Origin of the sequence: Streptomyces sp. NPDC101234 (assembly GCF_044767525.1) — a bacterium.
Classification (GTDB): domain Bacteria; phylum Actinomycetota; class Actinomycetes; order Streptomycetales; family Streptomycetaceae; genus Streptomyces; species Streptomyces sasae.
Genome location: NZ_JBIWOA010000010.1, coordinates 276,698 through 288,760, shown reverse-complemented (window position 1 = coordinate 288,760; position 12,063 = coordinate 276,698). Strand labels below are relative to the sequence as shown.

At 71.1% G+C, this 12,063-nt stretch carries 9 protein-coding genes and 1 pseudogene; 7 read left to right on the top strand and 3 right to left on the bottom strand.

Features of this window, described 5'->3' with window-relative positions:
- Positions 1 to 8: 8 nt before the first annotated feature.
- The 6 genes from ACIRR9_RS20615 to ACIRR9_RS20590 all read left to right on the top strand — a co-directional run bounded on the left by ACIRR9_RS20615 (position 9) and on the right by ACIRR9_RS20590 (position 8,420).
- Positions 9 to 1,154, top strand: a complete 1,146-nt coding sequence (locus ACIRR9_RS20615; protein ID WP_403753635.1) for a sensor histidine kinase — start codon at positions 9 to 11, stop codon at positions 1,152 to 1,154.
- A gap of 127 nt (positions 1,155 to 1,281) precedes the next feature.
- Positions 1,282 to 2,403 (top strand): phenylalanine--tRNA ligase subunit alpha, encoded by a 1,122-nt coding sequence (pheS, locus tag ACIRR9_RS20610; protein WP_403753632.1) that lies wholly within the window; start codon positions 1,282 to 1,284, stop codon positions 2,401 to 2,403.
- Positions 2,403 to 4,916: a phenylalanine--tRNA ligase subunit beta gene (gene pheT, locus ACIRR9_RS20605; RefSeq protein ID WP_403753629.1), complete on the top strand. Its 2,514-nt coding sequence runs from the start codon at positions 2,403 to 2,405 to the stop codon at positions 4,914 to 4,916. The genes pheS and pheT overlap by 1 nt, the downstream gene beginning before the upstream one ends.
- Before the next feature lie 238 nt (positions 4,917 to 5,154).
- Positions 5,155 to 6,246 (top strand): PP2C family protein-serine/threonine phosphatase, encoded by a 1,092-nt coding sequence (locus ACIRR9_RS20600; protein WP_403753626.1) that lies wholly within the window; start codon positions 5,155 to 5,157, stop codon positions 6,244 to 6,246.
- Between the two features lie 229 nt (positions 6,247 to 6,475).
- On the top strand, positions 6,476 to 7,816 hold the full coding sequence (locus ACIRR9_RS20595) for a transcriptional regulator (RefSeq protein WP_403260822.1): 1,341 nt from the start codon (positions 6,476 to 6,478) through the stop codon (positions 7,814 to 7,816).
- Positions 7,817 to 7,883: 67 nt separating this feature from the next.
- Positions 7,884 to 8,420: an NUDIX hydrolase gene (locus ACIRR9_RS20590; RefSeq protein ID WP_365343947.1), complete on the top strand. Its 537-nt coding sequence runs from the start codon at positions 7,884 to 7,886 to the stop codon at positions 8,418 to 8,420.
- Here ACIRR9_RS20590 and ACIRR9_RS20585 read toward each other — a convergent pair.
- Positions 8,417 to 8,674 (bottom strand): hypothetical protein, encoded by a 258-nt coding sequence (locus ACIRR9_RS20585; protein WP_316774681.1) that lies wholly within the window; start codon positions 8,672 to 8,674, stop codon positions 8,417 to 8,419. The two genes, ACIRR9_RS20590 and ACIRR9_RS20585, sit on opposite strands and share 4 nt — an antisense overlap.
- A 265-nt stretch (positions 8,675 to 8,939) precedes the next feature.
- Here ACIRR9_RS20585 and ACIRR9_RS20580 point away from each other — a divergent pair, with 265 nt between their 5' ends.
- Positions 8,940 to 10,430, top strand: a complete 1,491-nt coding sequence (locus tag ACIRR9_RS20580) for an FGGY-family carbohydrate kinase (RefSeq protein ID WP_403753622.1) — start codon at positions 8,940 to 8,942, stop codon at positions 10,428 to 10,430.
- Between the two features lie 181 nt (positions 10,431 to 10,611).
- On the opposite strand, the pseudogene ACIRR9_RS20575 reads toward ACIRR9_RS20580, so the two are convergent.
- Both ACIRR9_RS20575 and ACIRR9_RS20570 read right to left on the bottom strand, forming a co-directional pair.
- Positions 10,612 to 10,725: pseudogene (locus ACIRR9_RS20575) on the bottom strand (3-hydroxyacyl-CoA dehydrogenase family protein); the annotation flags it as partial.
- Between the two features lie 409 nt (positions 10,726 to 11,134).
- A complete protein-coding gene (locus ACIRR9_RS20570) occupies positions 11,135 to 11,992 on the bottom strand; it encodes a 3-hydroxybutyryl-CoA dehydrogenase (protein WP_403753619.1) in 858 nt (285 codons plus the stop codon).
- Positions 11,993 to 12,063: the final 71 nt, after the last annotated feature.

The following is a 12,063-nucleotide window of genomic DNA, read 5'->3' as shown; positions in this document are numbered from 1 at the left end:
TACGGGGTATGACTGTCGGCACCAGCAACGCGCCGGGGGGCCGCGGTACCGGCCGTGTGCCCGCGCCCCGGCACGGTGACCTCACCGGGCTCGGCATCGACCCCGACGAACTGCCCGACGGCCTGGTGATCGCCGACGAGCACGGTCTCGTCGTCTGCTTCAACGCCGCCGCCGCCCGTATCACCGCCACCGCCCCCGCCGACGCCCTCGGACAGCGCCTGGAGAAGGCCCTCCCCATAGAGGACCTGGAGGGCCGGCGCTGGTGGCAGCTCACCGACCCCTACGGCGGCCTCGCCATCCGGGTCGGCCAGCCCGAGCGCAACCTGCTGCTGCCCGGCGGCCGGGAGGTGCTGGTGTCCGCGCGGTACGTGCGCGCCGAGCCCACCGGGCCCGTCCGGCGCGTCGTCGTCTCACTGCGGGACACCGAAGCCCGCCGCCGTACCGAACGCAGTCACGCCGAGCTGATCGCCACCGTCGCCCATGAGCTGCGCTCGCCGCTGACCTCCGTCAAGGGGTTCACCGCCACCCTGCTCGCCAAATGGGAACGGTTCACCGACGACCAGAAACGGCTGATGCTGGAGACGGTGGACGCGGACGCCGACCGGGTCACCCGGCTCATCGCCGAGCTGCTGGACATCTCCCGGATCGACAGCGGGCGGCTGGAAGTGCGCCGGCAACCTGTCGACATAGGCGCGGCCGTCGGACGGCACATCCAGGCCTACGTCGCCGCCGGGCAGCCCGCCGACCGCTTCCTGCTCCGCGTCGAGCAGCCGCTGCCCGCGCTCTGGGCCGACCCCGACAAGGTCGACCAGGTCCTCAGCAACCTCATCGAAAATGCCGTGCGGCACGGCGAGGGAACCGTCACCATCGACATCACGGCCACGGCGTCCCCGCGCGAAGGGGAAGGCCCTGAGAGCGCAGCTACGTCGGTCACGGTGAGCGACGAAGGGCCCGGCATCCCGGAGGAGTCCATGAACCGCGTCTTCACCCGCTTCTGGCGGGGCAGCAAGCGCGGCGGCACCGGCCTCGGGCTCTACATCGTCAAGGGCATCGTCGAGGCCCACGGCGGCACCATCACCGTCGGACGCGCCCCCAGCGGCGGCGCCGAGTTCCGATTTACGTTGCCCGTGGGCGCACCGGCGTATCTCGCCTGACGGCCCGCGGGCTCCTCGTACACCTCCACCCCGTTAGACTCGGCCTTTGGCACTTTTGTGTCCTTCACACGGCCCACCACAACGGTCACGGGGACCATCCGCCAGCCAATCGGAAGCACGGGAAGAGATGTCGGCACCGAATAAGTCGTACGACCCTGTAGAGGTCGAGGCCTTGAAACCGGAAGAGATCGAGCGCATGCGGGACGAGGCGCTCGCCGCCTTCGCCGCCGCGGACTCCCTCGACGCGCTCCAGGAGGCCAAGGTCGCCCACACCGGCGGTGCCTCCCCGCTGGCCCTCGCCAACCGCGAGATCGGCGCCCTGCCCCCGCACGCCAAGGCCGCCGCAGGCAAGCTGGTCGGCCAGGCCCGGGGCGCGGTGAACAAGGCCCTCGCCGGCCGCCAGGAGGAGCTGGAGGCCGAGCGCGACGCCCGGGTGCTGGTCGAGGAGGCGGTGGACGTCACACTGCCGTACGACCGCATCCCGGCCGGCGCCCGGCACCCGCTGACCACGCTCTCGGAGCGCATCGAGGACATCTTCGTGGCCATGGGCTACGAGGTCGCCGAGGGCCCCCAGGTCGAGGCCGAGTGGTTCAACTTCGACGCCCTCAACATCGGCCCGGACCACCCGGCGCGCGGTGAGGCCGACACCTTCTTCGTGCAGGGTCCCGAGGGCGGTACCGAGTCCGGCATGGTGCTGCGCACCCACACCTCGCCGGTCCAGGTCCGCTCCCTGCTCGACCGCGAGCTGCCGGTCTACACGATCTGCCCCGGCCGCGTGTACCGCACCGACGAGCTGGACGCCACCCACACCCCGGTCTTCCACCAGGTCGAGCTGATCGCCGTCGACGAGGGCCTGACCATGTCCGATCTCAAGGGCACCCTGGACCACATGGTCCAGTCGCTCTTCGGCGAGGGCATGAAGACCCGGCTGCGGCCGAACTTCTTCCCCTTCACCGAGCCCAGCGCCGAGATGGACATGCTGTGCTACGTCTGCAAGGGCGAGTCCGTCGGCAACCCCGACCGGCCCTGCCGTACCTGCTCCTCCGAGGGCTGGATCGAGCTCGGCGGCTGCGGCATGGTCAACCCGCGGGTGCTCATCGCCTGCGGTGTGGACCCGGAGAAGTACAGCGGCTTCGCGTTCGGGTTCGGTATCGAGCGGATGCTGATGTTCCGCCACAACGTCGAGGACATGCGAGACATGGTCGAGGGTGACGTCCGGTTCACCCGGCCGTTCGGGATGGAGATCTGATGCGGGTCCCGCTTTCCTGGCTGCGGGAGTACGTCGACCTGCCGGCCACCGAGACCGGCCGCGATGTGCAGGCCAAGCTCATTTCGGCCGGTCTTGAGGTCGAGACCGTCGAGCAGCTCGGCGACGGCCTCAAGGGCCCCCTGGTCGTCGGCCGGGTGCTGACCATCGAGGAGCTGGAGGGCTTCAAGAAGCCGATCCGCTTCTGCACCGTCGACGTCGGTACCGCGAACGGCACGGGTGAGCCCCAGGAGATCGTCTGCGGCGCCCGGAACTTCGCCGTCGGCGACAAGGTCGTCGTCGTGCTGCCGGGGGCCGTGCTCCCGGGCGGGTTCTCGATCAGCGCCCGCAAGACGTACGGCAAGACCTCCCACGGCATGATCTGCTCCACCGGCGAGCTGGGCATGGGCGACGACGGCAGCCACGGCATCATCGTGCTGCCGCCGGAGACCGAGGTCGGCAAGGACGCCATCGAGCTGCTTGAGCTGGTCGACGAGGTCCTGGACATCGCCGTCACCGCCAACCGCGGCGACTGCCTGTCCATCCGCGGCGTGGCCCGCGAGACCGCCATCGCCTACGGCCTGCCGCTGAGCGACCCGGCACTCCTCGACGTGCCGGGACCGAACGCCTTCGGCTACCCGGTCCAGGTCCTGGACCCGATGGGCTGCGACCGCTTCACCGCGCGCACCGTCATCGGTCTGAGCCCGGAGGCCCGCTCCCCGATCTGGCTGCAGCGCCGCCTCCAGAAGGTCGGCATGCGCCCGATCTCCCTCGCGGTCGACGTCACCAACTACGTGATGATGGAGCTCGGCCAGCCGCTGCACGCCTACGACCGCAACCTGGTCCAGGGCACCATCGGCGTCCGCCGCGCGGCCGAGGGCGAGAAGATCGTCACCCTCGACGGCGTCGAGCGGAAGCTGCACGCCGAGGACCTGGTCATCACCGACGACCGCGGCCCCATCGGCCTCGCGGGCGTCATGGGCGGCGCCAACACCGAGATCGCCGACCACGAGGACGTGGCGAACGCCACGACCGACGTGGTGATCGAGGCGGCCCACTTCGACGCCGTCGCCATCGCGCGCACCGCCCGCCGTCACAAGCTGTCCTCCGAGGCCTCCCGCCGCTTCGAGCGCGGGGTCGACCCGCAGGCCGCGGCCGCTGCCGCGCAGCGCACCGTCGACCTGCTGGTGCTGCTCGCCGGCGGCACCGCCGAGGCCGGCGTCACCGAGGTCATCACGCCGTCCGCGCCGCACACCATCACCGTCGCGGCCGACCACCCCGACAAGGTCGCGGGTGTCGAGTACGGCCGGGAGACCGTCGTCCGCCGCCTCCAGGAGGTCGGCTGCGACGTCTACGGGCAGGACGAGCTGATCGTCACAGTCCCGTCCTGGCGGCCCGACCTCCTCGAACAGAACGACCTGGCCGAAGAGGTCATCCGCCTGGAGGGTTACGAGAACCTGCCCTCCACGCTGCCCAAGCCGCCGGCCGGCCGTGGCCTGACGCATCGGCAGCGCCTGCACCGCCGGGCGGGCCGCGTGCTGGCCGGAGCAGGGTACGTCGAGGCGCCGAACTACCCGTTCATCGGCGAGGGCGTCTTCGACCAGCTGGGCCTGGCCGCCGACGACCCGGCCCGCCGTGTCGTCAAGCTGACGAACCCGCTCAACGACGAGGAGCCCGCGCTCCGTACGACGCTGCTGCCGGGCCTCCTCGGTGCGCTCCGGCGCAACGACGGTCGCGGTGCGCACGACCTGGCGCTGTTCGAGACCGGCCTGGTCTTCCTCCCGCGCGAGGAGCAGGGCGTCGCCGGTCATCTGCCGGTCGACCGCCGCCCCACCGACGAGGAACTCGTCGCGCTGAACGCCGTGCTGCCCGAGCAGCCGCGCCATGTCGCCGTCGTCCTCGCGGGCGCCCGCGAGCAGGCCGGCTGGTGGGGCAAGGACCGTCCGGCCGACTGGGCCGACGCCGTCGAGGCGGGGCGTGCGGTCGCACGTGAGGCCGGGGTCGAGCTGATCGTGCGGTCCGGCCAGTACGGGCCGTGGCACCCCGGCCGGTGCGCCGAGCTGGTCGTCGTCGCCGACGGCACCGAGCGGGTCGTGGGCCACGCCGGTGAGCTGCACCCGCGCGTCGTCAAGGCGCTGAGCCTTCCCGCGCGCACCTGCGCGATGGAGCTGGACCTGGACGCGGTGGAGCGGGCCGGCGACGGTGTGCCGCAGGCGCCCGGCATCTCCACGTTCCCGGTGGCCACGCAGGATGTCGCCCTCGTGGTCGACAAGCCGGTGCCGGCGGTGGAGGTCGAGGCGGCGCTGCGCGAGGGCGCGGGTGAACTCCTGGAGGCCATCCGGCTGTTCGACGTGTATGTCAACGACGAGCAGCTCGGCGGCGGGAAGAAGTCGCTGGCGTACGCGCTGCGCTTCCGTGCGTCCGATCGCACGCTGACCGTGGACGAGGCGTCGGCTGCGCGGGACGCGGCGGTCGCCCTGGCGGGGGAGCGTACGGGAGCGGTGCTGCGGGGCTAGTCGCCGTAGCGGGGACTGCTGTCGGCCGGCTGCGGGTTGTCCGTGGCTGGTCGCGCAGTTCCCGCGCCCCTTCGGGGCGCTTGCCACCTGCATAAATGCGGGTGGCTCGGTGATCGTCACTCATTTGGGTGAGATCCAACCCGGACATGGGCGTTTCGGGGGATGCCGTCGACAGAATCGGACCGGCCTTTCGGGGTCGGTCCGTCTGTCTGTCAGGGCCTATATGGGGGCCATCGGCATGATCCGCATCAAGGCTGGGGTTCCCCGCAGCGGGCGGCCCCGGACGAACCCACGGCCCAGGCGCCGTGGCCTCGCCCTGGCGTTGCCCACGGCGTGGGGTGTCGTCGCGGTCGGCTACAAATTCGGATGCCCGCTGGCCGAGCAGAACGGGCTCGGTGCGCGGATCGTCACCAGCGCCGTGTTCTTCGCGGTCGGCACCGGGCTCATACTCCACGTCCGCCGGGCCCTGCTCCGGGAGCTGCGGCAGGTCCGCAAGGTCGCCGGCGCCGCGCAGAGCGTGCTGCTGCGCCCGCTGCCGCCCCGCCTCGCAGGGCTGAACATCGCCGCCGCCCAGCTCTCCGCCGACCGGGGCGCCAGCATCGGCGGCGATCTCTACGAGGCCGTCGCCACCGAACACGGCGTACGGGTCGTGATGGGCGACGTCCGCGGGCACGGCCTGTCCGCCGTCGGCACCGCCGCCGCCGTCCTCGGCAGCTTCCGCGAGGCCGCCCATGACGAACCCGAACTGGGCCGTGTCCTGGGCCGGTTGGACCGCGCCCTCGCCAGGCATCTGCGCGAACGGGCCAGGGCCGAGCACCCGTCACGAGGTGGCCAGGACCCCGACGACCCGGTGGCCGAAGAGTTCGTCACGCTACTGCTGCTGGAGATCGCGGGAGACGGCGAACTACGGGCGATCAACTGCGGTCATCCATGGCCGTATGTGCTGAGCGGTGCGAGCGTGGAGCCCCTGTCACGAGCCGATCCGCTACCGCCCCTCGGCCCGTTCCCGCTGCCGACGGACCTGGTCGCCATCGACTGCGGCCGCCTGGACCCCGAAGACTCCCTGGTGCTGTTCACGGACGGTGCGGAGGACGCGAGAGACGCGAGGGGGCGCTTCTTCTCCCTGCAGGAAGCGCTGGAGAAAGCTGTACGAGACCAACAGGTCTCTCCCCAGAGCATCCTGAGAACTATCTTCACCGGTCTGCTCCACCACACGAACGGACGCCCCACCGACGACATCGCGCTCCTGGTACTTCGCAACGAAGGCCAGCACCAACGCCCTTTCTCGGGGGCGCGGGAAACTGCGCGACCAGCCCCCACCCATCCGTAGCCGACAACGCACCGCTAGCCCCGAACCGTCGGCCAAGCCGACGGCCAGGCCACCGCACTGTACGAGGGGGAGCCGGCGGCCCGGCCGGCCTCTTGCGAGGCAGTTCAGTCAACCGGTACGACACTCTCCGCAACAGTGCGCGCACGCTACGGATTCGCGCACTCCGTTCACACCCCGTGTGAATACGGACGCACTACGCTGACGGCACCAGGCCACTCGGGGGGCATCCATGCAGCCCAACTCACTGCTCGACGCGATCCTGGACGAGGCGGGGATCTCGCACGCCGGTCTCGCCGCCCACGTCAACCAGGCGGGCCGGGCCCGTGGGCTCGCGCTCCGTTACGAACACACCGCCGTCGCACGGTGGTTGAAGGGGCAGCGGCCGAGAGGCCAGGTGCCGGACCTGATCTGCGAGGTGCTGGCCGGCCGGCTGCACCGCCCCGTGACCCTCGACGACATCGGCCTCGGCGTCCCCGGCGAGCCCAGCGTCCCGCACACGACCTCGCTCTCCGGATTCGTCGAACGGGCCACCGCCCTGTGGCGGTCCGACGAACAGCAGCGTCCGCACATACTCGGCGCCCCGGCCGTCACCGGCACGCCCGCGGTGATGCCGGTGTGGGAGTGGGAGAACCCCCCGGAGGACGTGGACGTCTCGCGCGGCGGGCGGCACCGGGTCACCCATGCCGACCTGGAGATGCTGCGCTCCGCCCGCGCCCACTACGAGCAGATGTACCGCAAGGCCGGCGGCATGGCGACCCGCACCAGGATCGTCGGCTTCCTGAACGCCGAGGCGGCCCCGCTGCTGCGCGGCAGCTACACGGATGCCACGGGGCGTCAACTGCACCGCGCGACCGGCGGGTTGGTGGCGATCGCGGGTATCTGCGCCTACGACTCCGACGCCCACGGCCTCGCCCAGCGCTACTTCCACCAGGCACTGCGGCTGGCAAAGGCGAGCGGCGACCGGGGACTCGGCGCCTACGTCATCGCGCTGCTCGTCAACCAGGCGCTGTTCATGAGGGAGTACCGCCAGGCCGTCGCCTTCGCGGAGGCCGCGCTGCGCGCCGCGGGCAAGCACATCACCCCCGCCCTAGCCTCCGACCTCTACGCGATGCAGGCCAAGGCGTACGCCCACCTCGGTGACGGCACGAGCGCGCTGTCCTGCATCCGGCGGGCCGAGACGGCCGCCGAACGCATCCGGCGCGGCCACGAACCCGACGAGACCGGCTATGTCCAACCCGGCCTGGTCAACGTGCAGGTGGCCGAGGCGCTGCTCAGCCTCGGTGAGATCGCCGCCGCCCGGGAGCATGCCGCGGCCGCCGTCGACAACCCGGCCCACGACCGGGGGCGGGTGCACCGGCTCGCCATGCTCAGCACCATCGAACTGCGCCAGGGAAACGCGGACAACGCGGTGGCCACGGCCGTGCAGATGGCCGAACAGGCCCGCGGAATGGAGTCCCAGCGTCTGCGCGACAGACTCCGCGCGGTACGCGAGCACCTGGTGCGCAGCGGTGGTGCCGGAACCGCCGAAGCCGCCGAACTCATTGACGGCGCACTGCGCGTACCGCTGTAGAGGCCCGGTAGGCCTGAGGAGTCCCTGCTGCGATATTGCCACTTACTCGGCGGAAGGTGGCAGAACCGTGCAGTGGACGAAACAGAACGAACAAACTGTGTATGAAAACCGCTGGTTCAGCGTCAATCTCGCAGATGTCGAGCTGCCGGACGGCCGGCATCTCGACCACTTCCTGATCCGGCTGCGGCCTGTGGCCGTGGCGACGGTGGTCAACGAGGCCAATGAGGTCCTCCTCCTGTGGCGCCACCGTTTCATCACCGACAGCTGGGGGTGGGAACTGGCCGCGGGGGTCGTCGAGGACGGCGAGGACATCGCGTACGCGGCCGCCAGGGAACTGGAGGAGGAGACCGGCTGGCGGCCGGGGACCCTGCACCATCTCATGACCGTGGAGCCGTCCAACGGCCTCACCGACGCCCGGCACCACATCTACTGGTCCGACGAGGGCGAGTACCTCGGACACCCCGTGGACGACTTCGAGTCGGACCGCCGGGAGTGGGTACCCCTCAAGCTCGTCCCGGACATGATCGCCCGTGGGGAGGTCCCGGCCGCCAACATGGCGGCCGCGTTACTCCTGTTGCATCACATGCGGCTCACTGATGATTAGTGGGCCAGCGCCTGCCAGACGGTGACGACCAGGGCGCCCAGTGCGGTGAGCGCGGCGATCGAGGGCAGGGGCCAGCGAGCGTGCTCCAGCGAGGCAAGTCGGGTGTTCAGGTCGTCCAGTTCCTTGGCCGTCTCCTTGGTGCGATGGCTGAGCAGGTTCAGTCCTCCCTCGACCTGGGCGTAGGCCACATCGAGGCGACGACGTAACTCTGCGAGTTCTCCTTGGACCACGGGATGCTCTGGTTCGGTGGCCACGGGTCCGCTCCTTTGCGTAGTCGAAGATGTCGTTCCGCATCCCATTGCATGCGCATGATGAGTGAACTCGCCTGGTGAACGCGTGGGGAGAGTGTGCGAAGGGCATATGCGTGCCCGGCGCGCACACGGTGTGTGAAAAACCCGGGCCCGGCACCGATGATGGTGCCGGGCCCGTGGGGCATCGCTCCCTGTAACCAAGTACGGCGCAGCCGCCGGACGGCGAGTGCCGGCCGCCCCCCCGCACCCTTCCGACCCGAGGATCCTCATGACCCTGCTGCTCGGCATCGACATCGGCACCTCCGGCTCCAAGGGCGTGCTCACCCGCCCCGACGGCGAGCTCGTCGCCCAGGCCGTGCGCGAACACCGCACCTCCAGCCCGCGGCCCGGCTGGGTGGAGCACGACGCGGAGGCCGTCTGGTGGCAGGACTTCCGGGAGCTGGCCGGCGAGCTGCTGGCCCGCGCGCCGCACGGCGAGCGGCCGGCCGCGGTCGGGGTCAGCGGGATCGGCCCCTGCCTGCTGCCCACGGACGCCTCCGGCACCCCGCTGCGGCAGGCGATCCTGTACGGCGTCGACACCCGGGCCGGGCAGGAGATCGCTGAGCAGACCGCCCGCTACGGCGCCGAGGAGGTGCTGTCCCGCTGCGGGTCACCGCTGACCAGCCAGGCGATCGGCCCCAAACTCGCCTGGCTGCGCCGCCACGAGCCGGACGTCTACGCCCGCACCCGGCGCTGGTTCATGGCGAGCTCCTACCTCGCCCACCGCCTCACCGGCGCCTATGTCCTGGACCATCACTCGGCCAGCCAGTGCACCCCGCTGTACGACCTGCGCGAGCAGGCGTGGATCGAGGACCGTTGCGAGGAGATCGCCCCCGGACTTCAGTGGCCGCGGCTGGTCCAGCCCGCCGAGGTGGTCGGCACCGTCACCGCGGGGGCCGCCGCCCGGACCGGACTGCCGGAAGGCGTCCCGGTGGTCGCCGGCACGGTCGACGCCTGGGCCGAGGCCACCGCGGTCGGGGTGCGCAGCCCCGGCGACGTCATGCTGATGTACGGCACCACCATGTTCCTGGTGAACGTCACGGCCGACGTGGTGAGCAGCCCGCGGCTGTGGGGCACCGCGGGCGCCTTCCCCGGCACGTACTGCCTGGCCGCCGGGATGGCCACCTCGGGAGCGGTCACCGGCTGGCTGCGCGACCTCACCGGGGCCCCGTACGAGACCCTGACGGCCGAGGCGGCCGAGGTGCCGCCCGGCGCGCAGGGCCTGCTGATGCTGCCGTACTTCGCCGGGGAGCGTACCCCGCTGTTCGACCCGGACGCCCGCGGCCTGCTGCACGGTCTGACGCTGCGCCACCAGCGCGGCCACCTGTACCGGGCCGCGCTGGAGGGCACCGCCTTCGGGGTACGGCACAACCTCGCCACCATGGCCGAGGCGGGCGGCGACCTCCGCCGGCTGGTCGCCGTGGGCGGCGGCGCCCGCACCCTGTGGACCCGGATCGTCTCCGACGTCACCGGCAGGCCGCAGGAGCTGCCGCGCCACACCATCGGCGCGGCGTACGGCGACACGTTCTTCGCCGCGCTGGGCGCGGGGCTGGCCGGCCCCGACGACATCGACGACTGGAACCCGACCGTGGCCGTGGTGGAACCGGACCCCGGGGCCGGTGCGGTCTACGACGAGCTCTACCGGCTCTACCTGGACCTCTACCCGGCGACCCGCGAGGCGGCGCACGCCCTGGCGGCCCGCCAGCGGGCGGACTCCTGACGGATCGGATGACGGATCTGATGACGGACCGGATGACGGACCGGACCGGCTGATCCCGACCGCTCACGTACACACGCGCTCACGTACACACGCCGAGGGGCCCGGTCCATCGGACGGGCTCCTCGGTCTCTGCCAGGCGGCGGAACATCGCGGTGCGGCGGTGTCGCCGGACCCGCCGCTGGTACGTGTAGAAGCCCGAGCCGGTCTTCCGGCCCAGCCGGCCCGCCTCGACCATGCGCTGGAGCAGCGGGGGAGCGGCGTACAGCGGCTCCTTGTACTCGGCGGCATACACGTTGTCAGTATGCGCCGTTACCGCTCTCACCTGCGTGCCCTGACAGCTTTCGATGGTGCGGCACCAGGCGCCGGCGCAAAGCACAGAACGCGCCGTCTGATCAGGCACAACAGCATCCCGCAGCATCACTGGGTCGCGCCGAACCAGGGACTTTCCAGGGACTTTCCGCTGAGTGAGCGGGAAGGCCCTGACAGCTTGGAAAGACACAAAGCCCCAGGTCAGGGCCGGTTTTTGTGTCGGCCGATGCCGCTCACCAAGCCGTGTCCCCGTGCAGTCCACATGGGCTGGGCGAGGAGGCGCGGACGAGGACCTCGCGGGCGTCGCGAGAGCCCTCCACGGCAGCGCCGCCATGGGTGCTGGTCCGGGTGAATTCACCCTGGAGCAGCGCCACTTGGCGGCGTCGCCGAACTCCCTAGTACGTGTAGAAGCCCGAACCGGTCTTCCGGCCCAGCCGGCCCGCCTCGACCATGCGCTGGAGCAGCGGGGGAGCGGCGTACAGCGGCTCCTTGTACTCGGCGTACATGCTGTTCGCGATCGACACGATGGTGTCCAGGCCGATCAGGTCGGACAGCCGCAGCGGGCCCATCGGGTGGGCGCAGCCCATCTCCATGCCGTTGTCGATGTCCTCGCGGCCCGCGATACCGGACTCGAACATCCGGATGGCGGAGAGCAGATACGGCACCAGCAGCGCGTTGACCACGAAGCCGGAGCGGTCCTGGGCGCGGATCGCGTGCTTGCCGAGCACCTTCTCGGCGAACAGCTGGGCGCGGCTGAGGGTGCCCTCGGAGGTGGTGAGCGCCGGGATCAGCTCGACCAGCTGCTGCACCGGGGCCGGATTGAAGAAGTGGATGCCGATCACGTGGTCGGGGCGGGAGGTCGCGACGGCCAGCTTCACCAGCGGGATCGAGGAGGTGTTGGAGGCCAGGATGGCGTCCGGGCGGGCCATCACCTGGTCGAGCACCTGGAAGATCTCCGTCTTCACCTGCTCGTTCTCCACGACGGCCTCGATCACCAGGTCGCGGTCGGCGAACTCGCCGAGATCCGTGGTGAAGCTCAGCCGCGCCAGCGTGGCGTCCCGCTCCTCCTCGCTGATCTTGCCGCGCTCGGCGGCCTTGCCCAGGGAGTTGAACAGCCGGGTACGGCCGATCTCCAGGGCCTCGCCGGTGGTCTCGGCGACCTTCACGTCCAGTCCGGCGCGGGCGCACACCTCGGCGATGCCCGCTCCCATCTGGCCGCAGCCCACGACTCCGACCTTCTCGATGTCGGTCACATCGTCCCCTTCGCTGATCTACGGGCGGCCGGCAGGACCTCCGGATCCGGTGCCTGCTCCGTTCGTGCACG

Coding starts and splice junctions, on each gene's coding strand:
- pheT (WP_403753629.1), top strand. CDS start 2,403: ATGCGGGTCCCGCTTTCCTGGCTGCGGGAGTACGTCGACCTGCCGGCC.
- ACIRR9_RS20580 (WP_403753622.1), top strand. CDS start 8,940: ATGACCCTGCTGCTCGGCATCGACATCGGCACCTCCGGCTCCAAGGGC.
- ACIRR9_RS20615 (WP_403753635.1), top strand. CDS start 9: ATGACTGTCGGCACCAGCAACGCGCCGGGGGGCCGCGGTACCGGCCGT.
- ACIRR9_RS20595 (WP_403260822.1), top strand. CDS start 6,476: ATGCAGCCCAACTCACTGCTCGACGCGATCCTGGACGAGGCGGGGATC.
- ACIRR9_RS20600 (WP_403753626.1), top strand. CDS start 5,155: ATGATCCGCATCAAGGCTGGGGTTCCCCGCAGCGGGCGGCCCCGGACG.
- pheS (WP_403753632.1), top strand. CDS start 1,282: ATGTCGGCACCGAATAAGTCGTACGACCCTGTAGAGGTCGAGGCCTTG.